At 65.2% G+C, this 22352-nt stretch carries 22 protein-coding genes; 13 read left to right on the top strand and 9 right to left on the bottom strand.

Features of this window, described 5'->3' with window-relative positions:
• Nucleotides 1-70: 70 nt before the first annotated feature.
• On the bottom strand, nt 71-1549 hold the full coding sequence (locus tag BH95_RS12315; RefSeq protein WP_020113084.1) for a carboxylesterase/lipase family protein: 1479 nt from the start codon (nt 1547-1549) through the stop codon (nt 71-73).
• Between the two features lie 133 nt (nt 1550-1682).
• Entirely contained in the window at nt 1683-3374 is a 1692-nt protein-coding gene (locus tag BH95_RS12320) for a DEAD/DEAH box helicase (protein ID WP_170945279.1), read from the bottom strand.
• Nucleotides 3375-3824: 450 nt separating this feature from the next.
• Between BH95_RS12320 and BH95_RS12330 the strand changes: the two genes are divergently transcribed.
• Nucleotides 3825-5612 (top strand): AMP-dependent synthetase/ligase, encoded by a 1788-nt coding sequence (locus BH95_RS12330; protein ID WP_037182509.1) that lies wholly within the window; start codon nt 3825-3827, stop codon nt 5610-5612.
• A 43-nt stretch (nt 5613-5655) separates the two neighbouring features.
• On the opposite strand, the gene BH95_RS12335 is transcribed toward BH95_RS12330, so the two are convergent.
• The gene (locus BH95_RS12335) at nt 5656-6270 is read right to left on the bottom strand and encodes an alpha/beta hydrolase (RefSeq protein ID WP_020113087.1); all 615 of its coding nucleotides are present in this window, start codon (nt 6268-6270) and stop codon (nt 5656-5658) included.
• A gap of 56 nt (nt 6271-6326) precedes the next feature.
• Here BH95_RS12335 and BH95_RS12340 point away from each other — a divergent pair, with 56 nt between their 5' ends.
• Nucleotides 6327-9749 (top strand): TM0106 family RecB-like putative nuclease, encoded by a 3423-nt coding sequence (locus BH95_RS12340; protein WP_037182511.1) that lies wholly within the window; start codon nt 6327-6329, stop codon nt 9747-9749.
• Between the two features lie 6 nt (nt 9750-9755).
• Here BH95_RS12340 and BH95_RS12345 read toward each other — a convergent pair whose 3' ends face one another.
• From BH95_RS12345 to BH95_RS12355, 3 genes are all read right to left on the bottom strand, one after another.
• Nucleotides 9756-10730: an ABC transporter substrate-binding protein gene (locus BH95_RS12345; RefSeq protein ID WP_230595619.1), complete on the bottom strand. Its 975-nt coding sequence runs from the start codon at nt 10728-10730 to the stop codon at nt 9756-9758.
• 88 nt (nt 10731-10818) lie between these two features.
• Nucleotides 10819-12012 carry an alanine racemase gene (locus tag BH95_RS12350; protein ID WP_208601169.1) on the bottom strand — a complete coding sequence of 398 codons (1194 nt, stop codon included), beginning with the start codon at nt 12010-12012 and terminating at the stop codon, nt 10819-10821.
• 46 nt (nt 12013-12058) lie between these two features.
• On the bottom strand, nt 12059-12691 hold the full coding sequence (locus tag BH95_RS12355; RefSeq protein ID WP_019665333.1) for a TetR/AcrR family transcriptional regulator: 633 nt from the start codon (nt 12689-12691) through the stop codon (nt 12059-12061).
• Between the two features lie 66 nt (nt 12692-12757).
• On the opposite strand from BH95_RS12355, the gene BH95_RS12360 reads away from it, so the two are divergent.
• The gene (locus BH95_RS12360) at nt 12758-14053 is read left to right on the top strand and encodes a D-arabinono-1,4-lactone oxidase (protein ID WP_037182515.1); all 1296 of its coding nucleotides are present in this window, start codon (nt 12758-12760) and stop codon (nt 14051-14053) included.
• An 18-nt stretch (nt 14054-14071) separates the two neighbouring features.
• Nucleotides 14072-15553, top strand: coding sequence for a molybdopterin-dependent oxidoreductase (locus tag BH95_RS12365; RefSeq protein ID WP_019665335.1), 1482 nt, complete (start codon nt 14072-14074; stop codon nt 15551-15553).
• Here the strand turns inward: BH95_RS12365 and BH95_RS12370 are convergent.
• From BH95_RS12370 to BH95_RS12380, 3 genes are read right to left on the bottom strand one after another with little or no spacing between them, the layout of a single operon-like run.
• A complete protein-coding gene (locus BH95_RS12370) occupies nt 15546-16481 on the bottom strand; it encodes an adenosine deaminase (protein ID WP_037182517.1) in 936 nt (311 codons plus the stop codon). The genes BH95_RS12365 and BH95_RS12370 overlap by 8 nt on opposite strands.
• 10 nt (nt 16482-16491) lie before the next feature.
• Nucleotides 16492-17283 (bottom strand): enoyl-CoA hydratase/isomerase family protein, encoded by a 792-nt coding sequence (locus BH95_RS12375; protein WP_019665337.1) that lies wholly within the window; start codon nt 17281-17283, stop codon nt 16492-16494.
• Between the two features lie 35 nt (nt 17284-17318).
• Nucleotides 17319-17606: a helix-turn-helix domain-containing protein gene (locus tag BH95_RS12380; RefSeq protein WP_080738103.1), complete on the bottom strand. Its 288-nt coding sequence runs from the start codon at nt 17604-17606 to the stop codon at nt 17319-17321.
• Between the two features lie 124 nt (nt 17607-17730).
• Between BH95_RS12380 and BH95_RS12385 the strand changes: the two genes are divergently transcribed.
• From BH95_RS12385 to BH95_RS12420, 9 genes are all read left to right on the top strand, one after another.
• Nucleotides 17731-17985: a hypothetical protein gene (locus BH95_RS12385; protein WP_037182521.1), complete on the top strand. Its 255-nt coding sequence runs from the start codon at nt 17731-17733 to the stop codon at nt 17983-17985.
• On the top strand, nt 17982-18116 hold the full coding sequence (locus tag BH95_RS29800; RefSeq protein WP_279615045.1) for a hypothetical protein: 135 nt from the start codon (nt 17982-17984) through the stop codon (nt 18114-18116). The genes BH95_RS12385 and BH95_RS29800 overlap by 4 nt, the downstream gene beginning before the upstream one ends.
• Nucleotides 18117-18286: 170 nt before the next feature.
• Complete coding sequence (locus BH95_RS12390; RefSeq protein WP_157773079.1) at nt 18287-18709, top strand: hypothetical protein; 423 nt, start codon at nt 18287-18289, stop codon at nt 18707-18709.
• An 85-nt stretch (nt 18710-18794) separates the two neighbouring features.
• On the top strand, nt 18795-19025 hold the full coding sequence (locus tag BH95_RS12395; protein ID WP_037182527.1) for a hypothetical protein: 231 nt from the start codon (nt 18795-18797) through the stop codon (nt 19023-19025).
• Complete coding sequence (locus BH95_RS12400) at nt 19025-19414, top strand: hypothetical protein (RefSeq protein ID WP_037182529.1); 390 nt, start codon at nt 19025-19027, stop codon at nt 19412-19414. Before BH95_RS12395 ends, BH95_RS12400 begins: the two co-directional genes overlap by 1 nt.
• Nucleotides 19396-19854 (top strand): hypothetical protein, encoded by a 459-nt coding sequence (locus BH95_RS12405; RefSeq protein ID WP_157773081.1) that lies wholly within the window; start codon nt 19396-19398, stop codon nt 19852-19854. The genes BH95_RS12400 and BH95_RS12405 overlap by 19 nt, the downstream gene beginning before the upstream one ends.
• Nucleotides 19851-20705, top strand: a complete 855-nt coding sequence (locus tag BH95_RS12410; RefSeq protein ID WP_037182535.1) for a PD-(D/E)XK nuclease-like domain-containing protein — start codon at nt 19851-19853, stop codon at nt 20703-20705. Before BH95_RS12405 ends, BH95_RS12410 begins: the two co-directional genes overlap by 4 nt.
• Entirely contained in the window at nt 20702-21871 is a 1170-nt protein-coding gene (locus BH95_RS29235; protein ID WP_052060050.1) for a hypothetical protein, read from the top strand. Before BH95_RS12410 ends, BH95_RS29235 begins: the two co-directional genes overlap by 4 nt.
• 59 nt (nt 21872-21930) lie before the next feature.
• Nucleotides 21931-22332 (top strand): hypothetical protein, encoded by a 402-nt coding sequence (locus BH95_RS12420; protein WP_037182537.1) that lies wholly within the window; start codon nt 21931-21933, stop codon nt 22330-22332.
• Nucleotides 22333-22352 lie beyond the last annotated feature (20 nt).

Below are 22352 nucleotides of genomic sequence, written 5' to 3' on the forward strand. Positions count from 1 at the left end.
TCGTAGAATTCTCAAACATAGTGGCGCACAACAAAGGCCAGCCTAACCTCCCTCGCCTATGTGAGTAAATCTAGGTGAACCCGAGAATCTCCTCACCCCATGCCCGACGGAGTTCGCGGTCCGGGTCGTCGACCTCCGTGTCGTGCTTGTCGATCAACAGAGTCGTCCGAGTCGCCTCGTCGTACGGAGCCCACGGATCACGTCCGTACGCGAAATCGACCCAGCGGCGCCGGAGACGCTCACCGACCGCTTCTGCAGTTCTGCGACCACCCAGCTTGAACGTCGGATCCTTGGGAACGACGCCGAAGTTGCCGAACACATAGGGCACCTCGGTACCGTGCATCGCGCCCAGCCTGGTGATCTTCAGGAACGGAGTCGCCTGGTCGAAGCGATACAGAAAAGTGCGTGCCCGACGACTGTGCGCCTCCGCGATCCACAGCGTCGGCATTCGAAACGCTGCATCGCGCGAAATTTCGAGCGCCGACCGCTTCGTCGGATACCCCGGATAGGCCGACGTGACCTCCACTTCCTCGTCGGACCTCATCTCGGGATGATCCTCGGCGATCGCCTGGAACATCTCGTGCACCTTGTCCGGGGTGATCGGCATCAACGGCGACTTCATCAGCTTGAACATCGACGATTCGTCGTGGTTGGTCCCGATCAACAGAGGGACCGCGTGCTGGTACCCCTTCTGGAAGGCCGCGACCGGGTAGTGCGGGACCAGATCCCTGTCGACGACGGGAGCCAGCGCCAAGGTTCCCGGCACTTTCGCCGGGATCTCCTGCACCAACTCACCCGTCGCTCGCACGATGTCCCCGATGTCGAGCCCCCGCAGTCCCGACGCCTCCACCCCCGCGAGTTCCAGGAAACGCTCCGCAATGGACGACGCCCTCTGCGCCCCGTACACCGATGTCGCCGGGGAGCTCTCCGCGATGACCCGGTGGAACAGTCCGGCAGCCGCAGGCGAGACCATCAGGGTGGTGACCGACCCACCGCCCGCCGACTCCCCGAACAGCGTCACCTGCGACGGATCACCGCCGAAGCCCGCAATGTTGTCCCGCACCCATTCCAGAGCCGCGATCTGATCACGCAGACCGACGTTGGAATCGAAATCCCCGAACGCCGAGAAATCCAGAAACCCCAGCGCACCGAGACGGTAGCCCACCGTCACCAGCACCACCTGACCGTCGGTGACCAGCGTCCTGCCGTCGTACACCCGTTGCGCGGAGTTGCCCAGGTAGTACGCGCCGCCGTGAATCCACACCATCACCGGCAAGCCTCGGGCGCCGGCCGGGCTCCACACGTTGAGCGTCAGGCAGTCCTCGCCGACGGTCAGGCCCGGGTCGATGGGCAGGGGGCCGTGCTCGGTCTGCGGCGCGATGTGCCCGAACTCGGTCGCGTCGCGCACGCCCGACCATGCCGTCGGCGGCCGCGGTGCCCGCAGCCGCAGATCGCCCACCGGGGGCGCCGCGTAGGGAATTCCCTTCCACACGGCCACACCGTCGTCGACGATTCCCTGCACCTGTCCATACAGTGTCTGCGCGATCACCGACTCATGATCCCCTGCCGGCGGTGCGTCGTCCCGACAAGTCGATCGAATTCTCGAGGTGCGGACCACCGGCCCGGTGGACACGAGAAAACCCCCATCCGACGTGCGGGTGGGGGTTTCTCGTGTGCTCGTGTCAGTCCCGGGGACGACGGCCCTTGAACTTGCCGCCGCCGCGGGGGCCACCGCGGCCACCGGGAGGACCCGAATCAGGCTGAAGCTGAATCAACACACCGCTGATCCTGGTGCGCCGCAACGCCTCGACCGTCTCGTCGGCGAGATCGGCGGGCAGCTCGACGAGCGAGTGATCGGGACGAATGCTGATGTGCCCGAAGTCCGAGCGCCGGAGCCCACCCTCGTTGGCGATGGCACCGACGATGGCACCGGGAGCGACGTGATGACGCTTGCCGACGGCGATGCGGTACGTCGCCATCGCCTGGCCGGTCTTGCGGTGGTGCGAGCTTGCGGCATCGTCGTCGAACGTCCGCGCCGGCCGCGGCTCGCGCTTCTCGCGAGGTGCGCGCGGCGGGGCAGGAGGCTCGGGCTTGAGCAGGAACTCCTCGCCGTCACGGGATTGAACGGCCAGAGCCGCTGCGATGTCCGCCAACGGGACGTCGTGCTCACGCTCGTAATCCTCGATGAGCTTGCGGAACAAGCTCAGGTTCGGCGAGTTCAGGCTCTCGGTGATGGAGTCGCCGAACTTGGTGACACGTTGGGCGTTGACGTCGTCGACGCTCGGCAACTGGATCTCGGTGATGGGCTGACGCGTCGCACGTTCGATCGCCTTGAGCAGGTGACGCTCCCGCGGTGCGACGAACAGCAGTGCCTCGCCTGCACGTCCCGCTCGCCCGGTGCGACCGATGCGGTGCACGTAGGACTCGGTGTCGTGCGGAATGTCGTAGTTGATGACGTGCGAAATTCGGTCGACGTCGAGTCCGCGGGCCGCGACATCGGTCGCGACCAGAACGTCGATGGTGCCGTTCTTGAGCTGACCGATGGTGCGCTCACGCTGAGCCTGGACGATGTCACCGTTGATGGCCGCTGCCGAGAAGCCCCTGGCCCGCAGTTTCTCCGCGAGTTCCTCGGTGGCCTGCTTGGTACGGACGAACATGATCATCGCCTCGAACTCTTCGACCTCGAAGATGCGAGTGAGTGCCTCGAGCTTGCGCTGATGCGCCACCTGGACGTACCGCTGGGTGATGTTCGGTGCCGTCGACGTCTTGGTCTTGACGGTGATCTCCACCGGATCGTGCAGGTACTGCTTGGAGATCTTGCGAATGGCAGGCGGCATCGTCGCGGAGAACAGCGCAACCTGCTTGTACTCCGGAGTGTCCGAGAGAATGCGCTCGACGTCCTCCTGGAAGCCCATCTTGAGCATCTCGTCGGCCTCGTCGAGCACCAGGTACTCGAGATGCGACAGATCGAGCGTGCCCTTCTCCAGGTGGTCGATGACACGACCGGGCGTTCCGACGATGATCTGCGCGCCCTTGCGCAACCCGGACAGCTGGATACCGTAGGCCTGGCCGCCGTAGATCGGAAGAATGTGCAGGCCCGGAATGTTGGCCGCGTACTTGCCGAACGCCTCGGCCACCTGCAGCGCCAGCTCACGCGTCGGCGCCAGGACGAGCGCCTGCGGAACACGCCGCTCTACGTCCAGACGCGACAGGATCGGCACGGCGAACGCGGCGGTCTTACCGGTGCCGGTCTGCGCGAGGCCGACGACGTCGCTGCCGTTCATCAACGGCGGAATCGTCGCCGCCTGAATCGGCGACGGACTCTCGTAGCCCACGGCATGCAGAGCCTTCAGCACGCGCTCGTCGATACCCAGATCGGCGAACGTGGTGGTGGGAGACTCGGAAGGGGACTCGGCGGAGGGGGTCGCTTCGGAGGACGCCGATGCCGACCCGCTCGAAGTGGACTCGTCAGTCGTCACAGCGGCATCCTGATTCGGCAGTGTTGAACAAGTAGTCGATTGTGCTCATATACAGCCGAGCTTAGTCCCTGTCACGGACTCGGACAGACGAGTGTCGCAAATCAGCGGTCGACGTCACCTCCCACGCCCCGTCCCGCCGACCAGCATCGTCGGTGTCGTGGTGACCGAGGCGACACTCGCTGTCGAAATCGACGGTCGCAACAGTTATTGTGCACTGCGAGTCACACCTAACTCCACACGACTGGTCGGAAAAATTCGCAAACCGGACACCCTCGGTAGTGCAACACGGCCCCGAATGTGATGAAATGCACACCTGTTACGTCATTTTCCCGGAGGGGTCCTACAGTGCGCGAATATTCTGTGCCGGCGTCATTCACCATTCCCGACGATGCTTCGATGGCCGATACCGTTTTCCGGTACGAGAAGGAGTCCCCGAACCTCGTACCGTTCCAGCGTCTCGTCGGCGGAACCTGGACCGACGTCACCGCAGCGCAGTTCGCCAAGGAGGTCAAGGCCGTCGCCAAGGGCCTGATCGCCTCCGGCGTCGAGCTGGGCGACCGCGTCGCGATCCTGTCGGCAACCCGCTACGAGTGGGTCGTCCTCGACTACGCCATCTGGACCGCAGGCGGCTGCACCGTCGCGATCTACGAGACCTCCGCAGCCGATCAGGCTCAGTGGATCCTCGAGGACTCCGCCACCAAACTGCTGATTCTCGAGACTCCCGCACATGCCGAGGCACTGAAGGAGGTCACCGAAGGCGCAGCAGACCTGCGCGAGGTGCTGCAGATCGACGCAGGCGCCATCGACGAACTGACCACCCGCGGTGCAGGGATCAGCGACGAGGACCTCGACACCAGGCGTCACCAGGTGAAGGCGTCGGCGCCCGCAACGCTGATCTACACCTCCGGAACGACCGGTCGCCCCAAGGGTGTCCAGCTGACGCACGCCAACTTCTACGCCGAGGTGCAGGCCACACAGCTCGCTCTGCACGATTCGATGAAAGAGGGCAACCGCACCCTGATGTTCCTGCCGATGGCGCACGTGTTCGCGCGCGCTGTCTCCTTCGGCGCATTCGAGTCGAAGGCCACCATCGGCCACACCTCGGACATCACCACGCTGCTCGACCAGTTCGCGACGTTCAAGCCGGACTTCATCCTGTCCGTCCCGCGTGTGTTCGAGAAGGTCTACAACTCGGCCAAACAGAAAGCACACGACGGCGGCAAGGGCGGCATCTTCGACAAGGCCGCGGCCACCGCGATCGAGTGGAGCGAAGCCCAGGACAAGGGCGGCGCCGGACTGCTCCTGAACATCAAGCACACCGTGTTCGACAAGCTCGTCTACTCCAAGCTGCGCGCAGCACTCGGCGGCAACTGCGACCGCGCAATCTCCGGCGGCGCCCCCCTCGGCGCACGCCTCGGTCACTTCTTCCGCGGCGTGGGAATCCCCGTCTACGAGGGCTACGGCCTCACCGAGACCAGCGCGGCCATCACCGTCAACACCACCGCCGAGCAGCGCATCGGCAGCGTCGGCAAACCGCTCAACGGCCACGCCGCCAAGATCGCCGAGGACGGCGAACTTCTGCTCAAGGGCCCGGTCGTCTTCGGTGGCTACTGGCACAACGAGAAGGCGACTGCGGAGTCCATCGTCGACGGGTGGTTCCACACCGGCGACCTCGGTGCCATCGACCAGGACGGATACGTCTCCATCACCGGCCGCAAGAAGGAAATCATCGTCACGGCCGGCGGCAAGAACGTCGCACCTGCCGTGCTCGAGGACGCACTGCGCGCGCACGCCCTGATCAGCCAGACCCTCGTCGTCGGAGACGCCAAGCCGTTCATCGGCGCGCTTCTCACCCTCGATCCCGAAGCCCTGCCCGGGTGGAAGGAACGGCACAACCTCACCGACATCTCGTTCGAGGACCTGAAGAAGCACCCCGAACTGGTCGCCGAGATCGACAAGGCCGTCGCCGACGCCAACAAGAAGGTGTCCAACGCCGAGCAGATCAAGAAGTACAAGATCCTGGAGCAGGACTTCACCGTCGAATCGGGAGAACTGACCCCGACGATGAAGCTCAAGCGGAACATCATCCACCAGGAGCGCGGCTCGGAGATCGAGTCGATCTACGCCAAGTAGACAGTTTCTGCGTGTGGCGGGCGGACCCGGACCGGGCCGCCCGTCACACGTGTGTCAGGAGAAACTCCGCGGCTTCGAGCGAAACCGTCCGGTGAACCTTCTCGTGCAGTAGATCGTGGCCCGCGTCCTCGAATTCACGAAGGCGGGCGCCCGGCACGTTCGGGATCCACGACCGGACTGCGTCGATGGGCGCCATGCGGTCGTCGACACCGTGCATCGCCAGCAGCGGCAAGGTGGAATCGCTCAGATCGGTCGGCTTGCCCGTCGTCGACTTGGGAGTTCCGCACAGTACGACCGACGCGAAACCGTCCGGGTTCTTTCCGAGCGCAGAGATTGCCGTCGCGGCACCGAGCGAGTGGCCCATCAGCGCGACCGGGACACCCGAACGCTCGGAGCGTGCGATGTCCGCGAGCTGCAGGGCATTGTCGGCAAGACCGGTGATCTGCGACGCGTCGGACAACTCGCCCTCGGTCAGCCCGTGACCGACGTGATCGACCGCCCACACGTCGATGTTCTCGGTGTTCATGACGCGGGCGAACCGATGATAATTGCCGCTGTTCTGGCCCAAGCCGTGCAGAAACACCAGTACGAGACGGGGATGCGGCGTGGTCCAGGACCGATAGTGCACGGCCCCGGTGACTCCTTCGAAAAACGGCATTCGACTATTTTGCCTTCTCGACGGACCTGTCGCTGCATTCACCTACAGTTGGGCGCGTGTTCGTACTCGGTGATCAGGTCATCTACAGCGCCAGCGACCTGTCGGCCGCAGCCGAATGCGAATACGCATTGCTGCGCACCCTCGACGCCAAACTCGGCCGGACGAAGCCGGTCCCCACCGCACCCGACCCGATGCTGGAACGCACGTCGGAACTCGGATTCGCCCACGAACGACGCCAACTCGACGCGTTCCGGAAACGGTTCGGCGCGGGCGTGTCCATCATGCCGCGCCCCGAACGAACCATGCAGGGCCTCGCCGACGCGCACGCCGCCACCATCGAAACCGCGCTGTGGGGGTACGACGTCCTGTACCAGGCGACATTCTTCGACGGCCGGTTCCTCGGATTCTGCGACTTCCTCGTCAAGGAGGACGCGGGGTACTCCGTGTACGACACCAAGCTGTCCCGCCACGCACGCGTCCCGGCACTACTGCAACTCGCCGCCTACGCCGACGCACTCGGATCGAGCGGAATCGATGTCGCCGACACCCTGCACCTCATGCTGGGCGACGGAACGACCACAGACCACGCCCGGCGGAACCTACTCCCGATCTACCGTCGCCAACGTGCCCACCTCGAAGACATCCTCGACGAACACGTGCGCGACGGCGACGCCGTCGACTGGGCCGACCCTCGCTTCACCAAGTGCGGGCGCTGCGAGATGTGCGACGAGCAAGTCGTCGCACGGGACGACCTCCTCCTCGTCGCCGGATTGACCGGAGGCCACCGAGCGCATCTGCACGACGCCGACGTCACCACAACCGTCCAACTGGCATCCGGCGACGGCCCGATCGACGGCATCTCGGCTCGCATCCTCGGCAACCTGCGCGCGCAAGCAGGTCTGCAGATCACCCAGTCCGCAAGCGGCAGAACAGAGTACGAGATCTTCGACGCCGACGCGCTCGGCGCCATCCCCGAACCGAATCCCGGCGACATCTTCTTCGACTTCGAAGGCGACCCACTCTGGGCAGAACCAACCTCAGGAGCCGATCCGCGGGCTGCACTCCCGGCAGGATCCACCGAGTGGGGCCTGGAATATCTGTTCGGCGTTCTCGACACCGACGGGCAGTTTCTTCCGTTGTGGGCGCACGACCGCGTACAGGAACGCCAGGCCCTGATCGACTTCCTCGCCTACGTCGTCGAACGCCGGAAACAATTTCCCGGCATGCACGTCTACCACTACGCCGCCTACGAGAAGACCGCGCTGCTCAGGCTCGCCGGGCGATACGGCGTCGGCGAGGAGGTCGTCGACGACCTCCTCGGCGACAACGTGCTCGTCGACCTCTACCCCGTCGTACGAGCATCGCTACGCATCGGCGAACGCTCCTACAGCATCAAGAAACTCGAACCCCTCTACATGCCCGCGGGTCGCGACGGCGACGTCACCAACGCCGCGGCGTCGATCGTCGAATACGCCAACTGGTGCGACCTCCGAGACGAGGGCAGGGCCGAGGAAGCCGATGCACTACTGAACGAGATCGCCGACTACAACCGCTACGACTGCGATTCAACCCTGAAACTACGAGACTGGCTGCTGGAGAGGGCATCCGACGCAGGAATCCCACCCCGCCACGCGGCGGACATCGGCGCCGACACCGAGGAAGAAGCCACCCCGCTGGAAGAATCGCTCCGCGAATTCGCCGGACTCACCGGCGACAGGTCCGATCTCCAGCACGCCGTCGCACTCTACGGCGGATCCATCGGATACCACCGACGCGAACGAAAGCCGTTCTGGTGGGCACACTTCGACCGGTTGCAGAGCCCCGTCGACGAGTGGGCCGACGCCCCGGGAGTGTTCACCGTCGACTCGGCGGAAGCCGAGAGCGAATGGGCGAAGACCACGCCGCGGCAGAAGTTGCTGCGACGGCGACTGAGACTGACGGGCGCGGGAAGCGTCGAGAAGTCGGTCCGGTTGCTCTACGACACACCCGCACCCGACGGCCTGGAACAGCCTCACCCGTCGTACCGGGCGTGCAGCCGAGGCGACCTGGTCGAGGCCGAGGACGACGTCGTCGTGATCGAGGAGAAGCTGACAGCAGGCGCGGACCCGTGGTCGGCGCTGCCGATGGCCGCAGCGCCGGTCTCACCCATCCCCACGGTCAGCATCGAAGCGGCGATCGTCACTGCCGCCGAGGAACTCGCGGCATCGTTGCCCGACCTCCCTGCAACGGCAGTCGCCGATCTGACATCACGGTCGGCTCCTCGCACGCGGTCCGGCTCCGGGCTTCCCGCCGTCGTCGGCAGCGACTACATCGGCGCGATCCTCGGCGCACTGACCGATCTCGACAACTCGTACCTCGCCGTGCAAGGACCACCCGGAACCGGCAAGACCTACACCGCGGCCGCGGTCATCTCCTCGCTCGTCCGCGATCACCACTGGCGTATCGGCGTTGTCGCACAGTCACATTCTGTGGTGGACAACCTGCTCGACGGGATCGTCCGCGCCGGGGTCCCCGAACAGCTCGTCGGCAAGAAGAAGGCGCCCGACGGCGTGACCGAGCTCGAGGAGGGCAAGTACCCGTCCTTCGTGGCCGACGCAGCGGAGGGTTGCGTCGTCGGCGGAACCGCCTGGGATTTCTCGCACACCACCCGCGTCGTCCCCGGATCGCTCGACCTGCTCGTCGTCGACGAAGCCGGACAATTCTCCCTGGCCAACACCATCGCCGTCGCAGGGTCCGCACGAAACCTGTTGCTACTGGGCGACCCTCAGCAACTCCCCCAGGTCAGCCAAGGAACACATCCGGAGCCCGTCGACGAGTCCGCGCTCGGATGGCTCGCCGCCGGGCATGGTGCACTTCCCGCCGACCGCGGCTACTTCCTCAGCCGCACCTGGCGCATGCACCCCGACCTGTGCGCACCGGTCTCCGCGTTGTCCTACGAGAACAAACTGTTCTCCAACGAGGACGCCACGTCCCGACGCGTCCTGGACGGCCTGCGACCCGGACTGCACACGGTGACCATCGACCACGACGCCAGAACCACCGAATCGCCCGAAGAAGCAGAAGAAGTTCGTCGACAGATCGAGAAGATGGTCGGCCTGCCGTGGACCAACCCCGACACGCACTCCGGTCCCCGCCCACTCGAGCCGACCGACTTCATCGTCGTCGCCCCGTACAACGCCCAGGTCGCCTGCATCCGAGAGTCATTGGACCGCGCCGGACTGGCCGAGGTCCTCGTCGGAACCGTCGACAAGTTCCAGGGCAGACAAGCCGCAGTCGCCCTCCTGTCGATGACCGCATCGAACCTCGGTGACTCACCCCGCGGAGCGGGATTTCTGCTGTCCCGAAACCGGTTGAACGTGGCCCTCTCTCGCGGGCAATGGGCAGCAATGATCATCCAGTCCCGAACCCTCACCCACTACCTCCCCGCCACCCCCGACGGCCTGGACTCCCTCGGGGCGTTCATGGCGTTGACCGGATAGCAGCCGCTACGACGCCCTCGTCCAGGAGCCGATCGAACCGGCGATCGTGTCGGCAATGGCCGACGCGGTGATGACCAGCCCGTTGTTCAATCGAGGATCGAGCACAGCGGTCCTACCCTCGGCGACCGCAGGGAGCGCCTGCCATGTTCCCGCCGCACCGACAACCGCAGGGTCCGTCGTCTGGTGGAAGATGTAGTCCGCATCCGCCAGCGAGGACAGGTTCTCGAGCGACAGCTGCTGATTGCCTTTCTCGTCCGCGGGGTCGAAGTACAGCACGTCCAACCCGAGATCTCGGGCCACGGTGGTGCCGATCTGATTGGTCCACAAGTTGACGTAGCCCTTCGCGGCAGGTTCGCTCGTGACCAACGCAATCCTTCTGCCCACCAACGCGTCTCCCAGTTCGGAGCGCGCATCGGCGACGGTCGCATCGTAGGCATCGAGCAGCACCGCTGCGTCCGATCCCCTCCCGAGAGCGTCGAACTGGCTCGACATCTGCGCTCGGAAATCCGGTTCGTTCACCTCGACCGGCAGCACGGGAGCAACCTGCGACAACAGCTCGTTGCCGTACCAGTCCAGCCGCCACCCGTTGGCGCGCATCACGATGAGATCGGGAGCGAGCGCTGAGACTTCCTCGATGCTCGGACCGTCCGGACCGCCGATGGACTGCACGTCCCTCCCTATCCGTCCGTCGTACTGACCGGCCGGAAGAGATCCCGGCGCGGCCGTGTTGCCCGTTGCGACAAGCGGATACCCGGCGAGCAGAGCGAACTCGAGGTCGCCACGACCCTCCATCACGACGACACGAGCAGGGTCTCGCGGAATTGTCGACTCGAATCCGTCACCTCGCACGGTCACCCTCGCCGCGGACTCCGAACTGTCCTGCGTGACCGACGATTCTGCGCGAGCGCACCCAGCCAAGCCCAGCAAGGACACACTCCCGACCATGAACGACCGTCGAGACAACCCATTCTTCAGATGCATTAGGCAATGCTAAGTTAATGCCTTCCCGGCCCCGACTTGCGTTCATATAGTTCGAGACGACCCGGCTCCACAGACCGAGGCGACGCGCCTAGCCGAAGTTCTTGCCCTCGCCGCGGTACGTCGGGACCACGCTGACGCTGCCGTCGGACTCGACGACATGCAGCGTATCGACCCGCTCACACGGCTCTCCGGCCTTCGCGTTACGGAACCAGATGCGATCACCGATACGCGCACCGCTGGTGGCGACGGGAGTCTGCACCTCACCGGCGCCTTCGTTGCGCAGAAGCTTCAGCCCTCCCCGCAGGATTCCCTGCGCAGTTCGGGAGAGCGCCACCGGGGCGGGCAGACGCGACCTCGATGCCTGACCCGACGCGATGTATCCCCCACCGAACACCGTCGCGATCGTCGGCGTCGGCGTACGAACGACCGGCAACACGAAGTACAGCGCAGGCTCCGGCGTGAATGCCCGGTAGCGGTCGAACAACGTCGGCGCGAACAACCCCGACCCGGCCGTCACCTCGGTGACCGAGGACGCCGCGGAGCTGACTACGAGCGACCCGGTGCCACCGCTGTTGACCAATTCCAGCGGGCCGACGGCATCGACGACCGCGTCGACAACCGTCGACCGGCGGGTCCGCAACTCTGCAGCCGACGCCTTCTTCATCAGCTCGACCACCGCGTTGGAATCCGGCAGTCCCGCGATCTGCGCCTCGTAGAACATGACACCGACAACCCGGAATCCTCGGTCCTTGGCCGTCCTCGCGAACGACGCCACCTGCGCAGGCTCCCGCAGCGGTGACCGTCGGACACCGAGGTGGATCGGCCCCAGACGAAGCGAGGCGTCGACGTCGATGCACACGCGCGGCCGAGGCCGATCCGAACCGGCGGCCTCGCGAATCACATCGAGATGGGCGGGATCGTCGATCATCAGCGTGATGCGCCCCGACAGCACCCGATCTCGGGTGATCTCCTCCAACGAGACCCTGTCCACCGTCGGATACCCGACCAGAACGTCCTCCGCCCCCGCCCTCGCCAACCAGATCGCCTCGGCCGGCGAGTACGCCATGATTCCCTCGAACTGCTGTGCTGCAGTGAGATTCGGACCCAGCACACGCTCCAGAATCGGCCGGGAACGGACCGACTTGCTGGCGACACGAATCGGCGTCGACCCCGCCCGCCGCCGAAGATCAGCAGCGTTCGCGTCCAGAGCCCCCGCATCGACGACGGCGAACGGCGGCTCGAGATGCGCGGTGGCGTCGGCGAGAAGATTCAGAGAGGGCATACGGTCGGTCGGCACCCGGTCAGCTAACCACCGATCGCCCTCCCCGTCAGATTTCGACGGCCTTGCCTGCGATGACACCGGACAGATCGTCGAGTGCAGTGATCACTGCCATGTCGTCCCTGTCGACCAGCCACCGCAGAATCAGCCCGTCGACCGTGGCCATCCCGAAATGCGCGACGGCCGACGTCGGCTCCAGCCAGCGGGTGCCGGTGATCCGCGCGCACCTGTCCAGGAACGCGAACGTGTCGGTGTCGCGAATCCGATACTGACCGGATGCGATGGTCGCGGCGACCTCCGAGCCGAGCGCGCGGTGCCGAAGCAGATACGTCTTGATCTCGTAGGACAGCAATTGCCGATCGGCCGTCTCCTCCACGAGTGGCCAGATCGCCGTCAGACCGCTGTGCACCAACATCCGCAGCCCACGCACCCCGCCGACGTGACTCGGATGCTCGAACGCGGTGAACAGCGCCGCCGTGACATCGACCACCAAGCCCTCGCCCATGGCGATGACCAGATCTTCCTTGGATTCGAAGCAGTAGTAGACGGCTCCGCGGGGAACCGACGCCTCCTCGGCGACGGCACGGACCGTCAACGCGTCCACACCGACCCGTTCGGCTAGGTTCAACGCCGCGTGGACCAGGTGTGCACGCCGAGCATCGACGGGCAGCCGAGTCTGCATGCGTCCGATAGTAGGCCCGCGTGTCGGACCCGGTGGTCGGATTCCCTCGAGTGCCATAGTGAGTCGATGACGGGGCGCGAGTGGCGTAACTGGGCAGGCAACCAAGTCGCACATCCGGCGGATATGGTGCGGCCGAGATCGGTGCAGGACGTGATACGGACTCTGCAGCGCGGGGCGACGGTGAAGTGCGTCGGCGCCGGGCACTCGTTCACATCCATCGCGGTCACCGACGGGGTGCAGATGAGCCTGGACCTGATGCAGGGCATCGAGTCCGTACATCCCTTGCCCGACGGTTGTTCCGCCGTCACCGTCCTCGCGGGCACTCGCCTCCGCGCATTGTCGGCCGCGTTGTGGGATCTGGGTCTGGCGATGACGAACCTCGGCGACATCGACGAACAATCGATCGCCGGTGCACTCTCGACCGGTACTCACGGGACGGGACAGCGCTTCGGTGGCATCTCGACTCAGGTTCTCGCGCTGGAACTGGTGACCGCCGACGGCAGCATCGTGCACTGCTCCCGGGAGACCGAAACCGACGTGTTCGACGCCGCACGCGTCGGGCTCGGCGCTCTCGGAATCATCACGAAGGTGACGTTGCGATGCGAGCCCGCGTACGTGCTGCACGCTGCCGAAGCACCCGCGACGCTCGGTGGAACGCTCGACTCTCAGGCGTGGAACGACGCCGACCACTTCGAGTTCTACTGGTTCCCGCACACCGACCGCGTACTCACCAAAACGAACACGCGCGTGCCCGGTGACGCCACGAGGCCACTCTCTCGCCTGCGGGCGTTCGTCGACGACGACCTGCTCGCCAACCGGGCATTCGAGCTGGTCAACCGCGCCGTGACGCGATTCCCGTCGGCCATTCCGCGCGTCAACGCGTTGTCGTCCCGGGCGCTGTCCGCCCGCGAGTTCACCGATCGCAGCTACCGGGTGTTCGCGTCGACGCGCACCGTCAAATTCCGCGAGATGGAATACGCGGTCCCCGCGGACACGGTGGCGTCGGTGATACGGGAAATCGATCGGTGGCAACGATCGTCGGGATTGGTCGTCGCATTCCCCGTCGAGGTTCGCTTCGCAGCCTCCGACGACATCTGGCTCTCCACCGCCTACGGCCGCGGCACCGCCTACATCGCCGTGCATCAGTACCACCGCCGTGATCATCGCGACTACTTCGATGCCGTCGAAGCCATCGCCCGCAGCGTCGGGGGTCGCCCGCACTGGGGCAAGTTGCACTCGATGCGCGCCGACGATTTCGCCGAGATGTATCCGCGGTTCGAGGACTTCGTCGCGGTGCGCAACAGAATGGACCCGGACCGTATCTTCGGCAACGAGTATCTGCGCACCACCCTCCCTATGTGAGGCGCCTATCTTGGAGTGATGATCGAAAAGCCACTCGCCGGGATCATCGCTGCCGGAGTTGTTCTCGGCGTCGGTGAACTCGTCGCCGTACCGTTCGGGCCGAACGCATCGCCCTTCTTCGCCGTCGGATCGGCCGTCGTCGACAACACCCCCGAAGCCGTACGCGAATGGGCCATCGACACGTTCGGCACAGCCGACAAGACCGCCCTCTTCATCGGAATGGCACTGGTCATCGCTGCTATTGCAGCCGGAGCGGGCATGCTGCGTCGGCCACTCGGCGCCGTGCTCTTCGGTGTCCTGGGCGTGATCGGCGTGCTCGCCGCGGTCACTCGCTCGACCGCGACCCCGCTCACCGCGCTGCCGACGATCCTCGGCGTCGCAGCCGGCATCGTCGTCCTGAACGCCCTCCTGAAAACGAAGGACCCGGTCGCAGGTGGTGTATCCCGGCGCAGCTTTCTCGGACTCGCGCTCGCCGCAGGTGTGGTTGCCGTCGCCGCGGGAACGGCAGGCCGGTTGATCGGCCACGCACGCGATGTCACGGCCAACCGGCTCGGTTTCCGCCTCCCGGTACCGACTCCGCAGACCCCGATTCCCGACGGCGCCGACCTGCGGATCGACGGCTTGGCGTCCTACATCACCCCGAACGAGGACTTCTACCGCATCGACACTGCACTCGTGGTGCCGCAGGTGTCGTCCGAGGACTGGTCACTACGCATCCACGGGATGGTCGACCGTGAAATCGAGATCACGTTCGAGGACCTGATGTCGAGGCAAGCGGTGGAGCGGACGGTCACGCTGACGTGCGTGTCCAACATCGTCGGCGGTGACCTCGTCGGCAATGCGACGTGGATCGGCTACCCGCTGCGAGACTTCCTGGAGGAGGCCGGCATTCACGATGATGCGGACATGGTGCTGTCCTCCAGCCACGACGCCTTCACCGCCGGAACGCCGCTGGACGTGTTGCTCGACGGTAGGGACGCGCTGCTCGCCGTCGGCATGAACGGTCAACCGTTGCCCGTGGAACACGGATACCCGGCTCGTCTCGTCGTCCCGGGGCTGTACGGCTACGTGTCCGCGACCAAGTGGGTGACCGACCTCGAGATCACCCGCTTCGACAAGGCCAGCGCCTACTGGACCGACCGAGGCTGGGGCGAACGTGGACCCATCAAGACCGCATCACGTATCGACACCCCACGCTCGGGTGCCGCGGTCGACGCCGGCACCGTCGTGATCGCCGGAGTCGCCTGGCGCCAACACACCGGAATCTCCGGCGTCGACGTCCAGATCGACGACGGAAACTGGGTCGCCGCAACACTGTCCGAGGAGTACTCGACGGACACCTGGCGCCAGTGGACGTACCAGTGGGACGCGGCACCGGGCGACCACACCATCCGTGCACGAGCCACCGACGCCGACGGCGACATCCAGACCTCGATGACGGCCGACACCGTTCCCGACGGCGCCACCGGCTACCCGAAGGCGTTCGTCACCGTCAGATGAAGGACGCCTTGATCGAATTGTCGTACAGGATCTCTCGTTCGCGCTCGGTGAGACCCACCTGCTCGGTGAGCGCAGCGAAGTTGTCGTCCACGTAACCGCCGAAGTACGCCGGATCGTCGGAATTGACGGTAACCACCAGGCCACGCTCGATCATCTGCCGAATCGGATGGTCCTTCAGGTCGGGAATCACCTTGAGCCGAACATTCGACAGTGGGCACACCGTCAACGGAACCTCTTCGTTCACAAGACGATTCACCAACGCATCATCCTCGAGGCACCGCACACCGTGATCGATCCGCTCGACCTTCAGCAGATCCAGAGCCTCCCAGATGTACTCCGCCGGACCTTCCTCGCCCGCGTGCGCGACCACGTGCAAACCCTCGGCCCTGGCCTTGGCGAACACGTCCACGAACAGAGACGGCGGGAACCCCGCCTCCGCGGAATCCAGACCGAGACCGATGATCGGCGCCTTCATCGCCAGCAGATCATCCAGCAGCTTGTTCGCATGCAACACCGGCTTGTCCCGCAGAATCGACGCGATCAACCCACTCGTGACGCCGAACTCCCGCTCGCTCGACGCCGACGCCTCGGCCAACCCCTCGACGACAGCCTCCAACGGAACACCCCGATCCGTGTGCGCCTGCGGATCGAAGAAGATCTCCGCCCGCGTCACACCACCCGCCGCAGCCCGACGAAAGTACGCCCGCGCAAGATCGGCGAAATCCTCCGCCGTCCGCAACACCGACATGTTCGCGTAGTACAGATCCAGGAACGACTGCAGATCCGTGAACTCGTACAGCGCCTCCAACTCGCCGATATCGCTGTACGGCAACGCAATACCGTTCCGCTCGGCGAACTCGAAGATCTGCGAAGGCTCCAAGGACCCTTCGATGTGCATGTGCAATTCTGCGAGGGGCAACGTGGTCATTGGAACCAGCTTACTTGCCTGTGTACGTCGCCTTACCCGGGCCGTTCTCGAGAAAACTCGCAACCGCCCCGCGAAGATCATCGGTCTCGAACAACGCCCCCGACACGTCCGACGTCACCTCGTCCGCATGAGCAACACCACCCGAACGCCACGCTGCCACAATCTTTTTGGTGGCAGCGTGAGCCACCGTCGGACCGGCGGCCAACCGCTCCACCAGGGAACGGGCATAGGCGTCGACATCGTCGTGGATGCTGTTGACGACGCCCCACTCCTTCAGGGTTGCCGCGTCGTAGAGATCACCCGTCATCACGAGCTCGCGCGCACGTCCGGAACCGGCGCGCTCGGCGAGACGCTGCGGGCCGCCCATGGACGGCGTGAGCCCGACGACGGTCTCGACCAGTCCGAACTTCGCTCTCGGCGACGCCACGATGATGTCGCAGGCAAGAGAGATCTCGAAGGCCGCGGTGAGAGTCAGGCCGTGCGCGGCATACACGACCGGGCACGGCAACGCCTCGAGCGGATGCGCGATCTGCGCGAAGAGCGTGCGCCACAGATCAGCGCCCTGCTGAGCGGTCAGCCCCTCGAAGACATGCACGTCCACCCCGGCCGAGTTGACCTTGCCCTCGGCGCGCAGCAGGACCGCGCGAGGCGGATCGGCGACGAGGGCGGCGACATCGGCCGCCACGGCGTCGAACATCGCTTGGTCGAACAGGTTGAGGGGGCCGTGGTCGAAGGTCAGCACTGCGACCTCGGCGCCGGCGTCGGTGGTGTACCGGACGAGGGACGTGGGTTGGTCAGCCATGACTGTCAGAGTGCCATACGCTGCCGAAGGCGAAGTTACCGGCGATTATTGACCTCGGCGTCATCACTCGCCGCGTAGAGGTTTCCGCCCCACATCAGCCACTCGCGATCGACGCCCATTTTTTCGGCGATCTTCGCAACCTTGAGGTCGACGCGTCGAGCTGCTCGACCCTCCTCCATGCTTTGCCACTCACGTGCAGAGATTCCGATGAGCTCAGCGGCCGCGCGCTGCGTCAGCTTCTTCTCTGCGCGGACGAGCCGCAACCGGTTCTCCAAGGTGTCAGTCGGTCGCCAACCCGACACACGCTCTGCCGCTGTAGTCATGCTGTGAATCCTAGCGACACACACTCCGGACTGCAACATTTCTTTACGTGGCGACCTGCGCATCTACGCAAAACGCTGTCCGAGTGTGTTTGACATTCGAATGTTGCTGGGCAACATTTAGCGCATGGCAACCGCAGCACGAGAACTCATCGAGTCTCGACTGACCGGAACAAGCCTGGCCGGATTCGTAGCAACTCGACGGCGCGCAGGTGCGGGATGGCGACACATCGCAGACGAAGTCACCCTGATCACCGGCTACCCGATCTCACATTCGACGCTACGCAACTGGTTCCCAAATGCGCCGCAGCGCAAGGAACTTCGTCCAGCGCCTCACCGATTCCAGTCGAAGAATCCCCCCACCGAAACAGTCGCGTCATGAAGGGACAAACAAAGGTGCGCAAGACGATTCGCGACCTCCGAATGCATTTCATCCTGGGCGGGCTCATTATCGGCGGCCTCGCCGCATCCCCGCTAATCGGCTCCGGCTGGTACCACTTCGGCCCCCACTGAAAGACCCGCCCTGCAGCCGCCGAGGGAAGACGGCAGGCGCGGGGCGCAACGGCGGCCGGCGGCGCACTCGCATCACCGGGTAGCAGCCCCGGCCGCCCAAGACCCCCACAAAAAGCGACAGGCCCGCGAGTACCAGTCGCGAGCCCGTCATCACCCGAAGGAGATCAACAGTGACAAGTGTAGTCAGCTCCCTACGCGAGGCGGCGGAGGTGCTCGAATCGATGGCGATCGGGGCCGTCAACCTCGCGTCCGCACGTTCCACCGAATCGCCGTACGCCGGCGGCACGCCCGAGCAGCAGCAGCTCCTCGTTCAACAGATGCAGGAACGGAAGTCGTACATCTACGACGCCGGCCAGAGCGTGCAGATCGCCGAGGTGTTCCACAAGCTCGCCGACCGAGCCGAAGCAGACGGTGTCGACCACACTCCCGTCGACCGAGGCGACCTCATCTCCGACCAGGCCGCCGAGTACTCCGAGCGACTCGACCGGATCCAGGACTTCGTCCTCGGGTTTCGCAACGTCCCCGGTGCCGCGCAGTGGTTCGAGAACGTCGGCGAGCCGATCCTGAAGATCACCCGCGGGGCGAAGCTGTGACCCGCGCGGACCTTGGCGCCGTCGCCTGGCTGGTCGTCGCCGGACTGTTCTTCGGAGCTGTCCTCTACTTCGCGGCAGGTGCGGCATGAGCGCGAACAAGGCCGCCGAGGAGATCTGCCGGAAGATCGGCGAGCAACTCGCCGTCATCCCCTTACCCGAGACCTTCGGGCCGTGGCGGGTCGTCTCACCCGAGAAGTGGGAGACCGCCGCCGGCGAAGGCTGGGCCACCGGATACGTCGAGATCATCACCCCCAACGGCGGCGAGTTCGATCCGTCTGCAGTGCTGCACTTCGCAGCCGAGCCGGTGGTGACGTGATGACCCGACGTCGCGCCGAGTACATCGAGCGGTACGCCGAGCTCCGCGCATCAGGGTTCACGCACCAGCAGATCGCCACCGACTACGGCGTTCAGCTCACGTCGCTGATGCAGGCACTCCACCGCAACGGCCTGTACGTCCCCGAAGCCCACGAGCGAGAGACCTACTTCCGGCGCGATCGACTGATCGCATCCGGGCGGCCGTTCACCACCTACGACCTACCCGAGTCCGGCGATGCATGGGTCCGCCGCGGCGCAGTCGATCGCGCTGTCTCCGCCGGCCGACTCCGAGCCGTCGGCGAGAAGAAGTTCCGTGAAGGAACCCGCCACCTCACTCGCACCATCTACCAAGCAACACAGGAGGAATCGCAGTGCCTACGTACCGCGTGAAGATCCGCTTCGACATTGGCGGGTCGCCAAAGGAAGTCATCGGCACCGTCGAGTCCGGTCCGGGCGCACACATGGTTGGGGTCCAGTTCCTCGCCGTCGTCCTCGACCCCGAGTATGACGGCGGACCGACGCCGACATTGAACATCGCGATCCACCGGATCTACACGATCGAGCAGCTCGACGATGTCCGGCCGCCGGCCCACCTGCCTTACGAAGAACCGAAGCAAGGCAAGCTCAGCGCCGACGGAACCCACCGCGCATGGTCCGGGTCCGACCCGCAACCGATGGAACCCATCAACACCGTTTGGGACAAAGACGGCCACCGGTGGGAACACCAAGAGGGCATGAACCTGTGGGAGTCCGACGCCCATCAGTACCCCGAACCGTGGGCTGAGCTCCTTTCCTACTTCGGGCCCGTCACCGATCGGCTCGTCGTATGAGCGGCTTCGTGTCGGACGTCGTCGACGCACCCGGCATCTACGGCGGCATCACGGACATTGCGTACCACGCTGACCGGCAGACCCTCTCGTCGTCGGGTGCACGGAAACTACTCGCACCGTCGACTCCGGCGGAATTCCGTTGGGGGCAGGAACACCCGCAGGCACCTAAGACGGAGTACGACGTCGGCCACGCCGCCCACACTCTCATCCTGGGGGAGGGTGCGGATCTCGTCCGCATCGACGCCGACAAGTGGACGACGAATGCAGTGAAGGAGCAGGTCGCCAAGGTCCGGGCCGCCGGCAAGCTGCCACTGAAACCGTCCGACTACGACGACGTCCACGCCATGGCGAAGGCGATCAAGGATCATCCGATCGCCGCGGCACTGTTCGACGACGGCACTCCCGAACTGTCGATGTACCACCAGGACCCCGAGACCGGTGTATCGCTTCGCACCCGCCCCGACTGGATGACCACACTCGGCGGTCGGACATTCATCGTCGACTACAAGACGTCGACGTCGGCGGCGCCCGAGCACTTCTCGAAGTCCGTCGACGACTACGGCTACCACGTGCAGGACGCCTGGTACACCGACGCCGTCCGCGCCCTCGACATCTCCGACGATCCGCAGTTCGTGTTCGTCGTCCAGTCGAAGTCCGCGCCGTACCTCGTGAACGTGTTCGAGCTCGACGAGGAAGCGAAACAGATCGGCCGAGACCTCGTCCGCCGCGGTGTCCGCACCTACGCGCAATGCCAACAGACCGGCGAGTGGCCGGCGCACCCGATCGACATTCACCGAATCAGCTTGCCGCGCTGGGCGGCAAGCAAGCACCAGATGGAAGGCTCACTGTGACCAGCAACGAACTCGAAGCGTACGAGGCACCCGGCGGAGTACAGGTCCTCGGCTCGGCTGTCGACTCGTCCATCGCGCAGCTCGAAGCGCACGCCCGCGCAATGGCGACCGCGCACAAGCTCGCGACGGCGATGTGTGGGACCGACCTCGTCCCGAAGATGTACAAGGGCAACGCCGAGAACGGCACCGCCGCGATTCTGTACGGGATGGAGCTCGGGCTCAACCCGATTCAGTCGCTGCAGAACATCTTCGTCGTGCACGGCACTCCGGCGATCTACGCCCGGACGATGGTCGCGCTCGTGAAGTCGAAGGGCTACTCGGTGTGGACCGAGGAGTCGTCGGATGAGTCGGTGACAGTGTCCGGGCGTGCGCGCGGCGACGAGCATGTGACGACGTCGACGTGGACGTTCGAGCGTGCAACGAAGGCCGGGTACGTCCCGCAGATCGACCCCAAGACAGGCGAGTTCGCCCTCAACAAGTGGGGCAAGCTCATCGGCAACGAGAAGTACCTGACCGATCCGCAGGCCATGCTCTACGCGAAGGCCGCGTCGGAGGTGTGCCGGAAGATCGCGCCCGAGGTGCTGCTCGGTCTTGCGCACTCGGCGGAGGATCTGCAGTCCGAGCAGGAGCCGGTGCAGGCACAGTCGACCCGTGGGCCGGCGCAGTCCGACGGCTGGCAGGACCGCCTCGGCGTCGGCGCCGGCGCACAGAAGCAGTCGGGGTGGAAGGACCGGGTCGTCGTCAACGAGACCGAGCCTGACGCGCCGATCGAGAAGGCGGAGAAGGACGAGGCGGCAACAGAGCCCGAGCCCGCTAAGGCTGAGCCGAAGAAACGCGCCTCGGCAGCGAAGGCGCAGGCCAAGCCCGCCGAGAAGACGGAACCGGTGAAGGCCTCCGAGCCCTCCGATGACGGCGAAAAACAGGACACCGCGCAGTCCAAGGCCCCGAGCTACACGATCCCAAAGGACGCCGCGACAGCCGAGCAGATCAAGGAGCTCGGCCGGTTGCTCGACGAAGACGGCGGCGCCACAACACCCGAGGCGAAGCTTGAGTGGATCAACTCGACGTTCACCACGGCGTACCTCGATCCCCGACAGATGACGTCGAAGCAGGCCGCCGACGCGATCAAGTTCCTCGGCGCAACCCCGGCCGCAGGATCCAAGTAAACCCCTCGCCGGCGTGACAGTCGGAAATCGAACAACCCACCACAGAAAAGAGATTCGCAATGTCTGACCGCCCGCTCATCGACGCCGCACGCGTGAACTTCTCCGGTATGTCCGAGGAGTCGTTCGAAAACCTCGGCGAGGACAACATCGGCGAGATCCGAGTCTTCACCGTCCGCTGCCGTGTAAAGGGTTTCAGCTCAGTCGATATGGCCGAGTCCGGTGTCCGTCGCTCCGCAAACCTGAAGGTGCTGAAGGTGATGGAAGGCGTCACCAAGAAGGTGCTCGAGGACGACGACGACCAGCCGTCGCTCTACGACGCGGACCCGGACGAGGACGAGCCGACCGATCCCGACGAGGTCGCCCACGAGCCTGAGGATTCCACCGACGACGACGACCCGGACGCCGACGAGCCGTCGAACGTGACCAAGCTCGCCAATCCCGCGTTCTCCTCCCAGGACTAACCCACCCCACCCAGGGCGCC

Origin of the sequence: Rhodococcoides fascians A44A (genome assembly GCF_000760735.1) — a bacterium.
GTDB lineage: Bacteria > Actinomycetota > Actinomycetes > Mycobacteriales > Mycobacteriaceae > Rhodococcoides > Rhodococcoides fascians_E.

Excerpts from the sequence above, each read along its gene's own strand:
- BH95_RS12335 (WP_020113087.1), bottom strand. The coding sequence starts at position 6,270 with ATGCCGTTTTTCGAAGGAGTCACCGGGGCCGTGCACTATCGGTCCTGG.
- BH95_RS12345 (WP_230595619.1), bottom strand. The coding sequence starts at position 10,730 with ATGCATCTGAAGAATGGGTTGTCTCGACGGTCGTTCATGGTCGGGAGT.
- BH95_RS12350 (WP_208601169.1), bottom strand. The coding sequence starts at position 12,012 with ATGCCCTCTCTGAATCTTCTCGCCGACGCCACCGCGCATCTCGAGCCG.
- BH95_RS12355 (WP_019665333.1), bottom strand. The coding sequence starts at position 12,691 with ATGCAGACTCGGCTGCCCGTCGATGCTCGGCGTGCACACCTGGTCCAC.
- BH95_RS12360 (WP_037182515.1), top strand. The coding sequence starts at position 12,758 with ATGACGGGGCGCGAGTGGCGTAACTGGGCAGGCAACCAAGTCGCACAT.
- BH95_RS12365 (WP_019665335.1), top strand. The coding sequence starts at position 14,072 with ATGATCGAAAAGCCACTCGCCGGGATCATCGCTGCCGGAGTTGTTCTC.
- BH95_RS12370 (WP_037182517.1), bottom strand. The coding sequence starts at position 16,481 with ATGACCACGTTGCCCCTCGCAGAATTGCACATGCACATCGAAGGGTCC.
- BH95_RS12375 (WP_019665337.1), bottom strand. The coding sequence starts at position 17,283 with ATGGCTGACCAACCCACGTCCCTCGTCCGGTACACCACCGACGCCGGC.
- BH95_RS12380 (WP_080738103.1), bottom strand. The coding sequence starts at position 17,606 with ATGACTACAGCGGCAGAGCGTGTGTCGGGTTGGCGACCGACTGACACC.
- BH95_RS12385 (WP_037182521.1), top strand. The coding sequence starts at position 17,731 with ATGGCAACCGCAGCACGAGAACTCATCGAGTCTCGACTGACCGGAACA.
- BH95_RS29800 (WP_279615045.1), top strand. The coding sequence starts at position 17,982 with ATGAAGGGACAAACAAAGGTGCGCAAGACGATTCGCGACCTCCGAATG.
- BH95_RS12395 (WP_037182527.1), top strand. The coding sequence starts at position 18,795 with ATGAGCGCGAACAAGGCCGCCGAGGAGATCTGCCGGAAGATCGGCGAG.
- BH95_RS12400 (WP_037182529.1), top strand. The coding sequence starts at position 19,025 with ATGACCCGACGTCGCGCCGAGTACATCGAGCGGTACGCCGAGCTCCGC.
- BH95_RS12410 (WP_037182535.1), top strand. The coding sequence starts at position 19,851 with ATGAGCGGCTTCGTGTCGGACGTCGTCGACGCACCCGGCATCTACGGC.
- BH95_RS12420 (WP_037182537.1), top strand. The coding sequence starts at position 21,931 with ATGTCTGACCGCCCGCTCATCGACGCCGCACGCGTGAACTTCTCCGGT.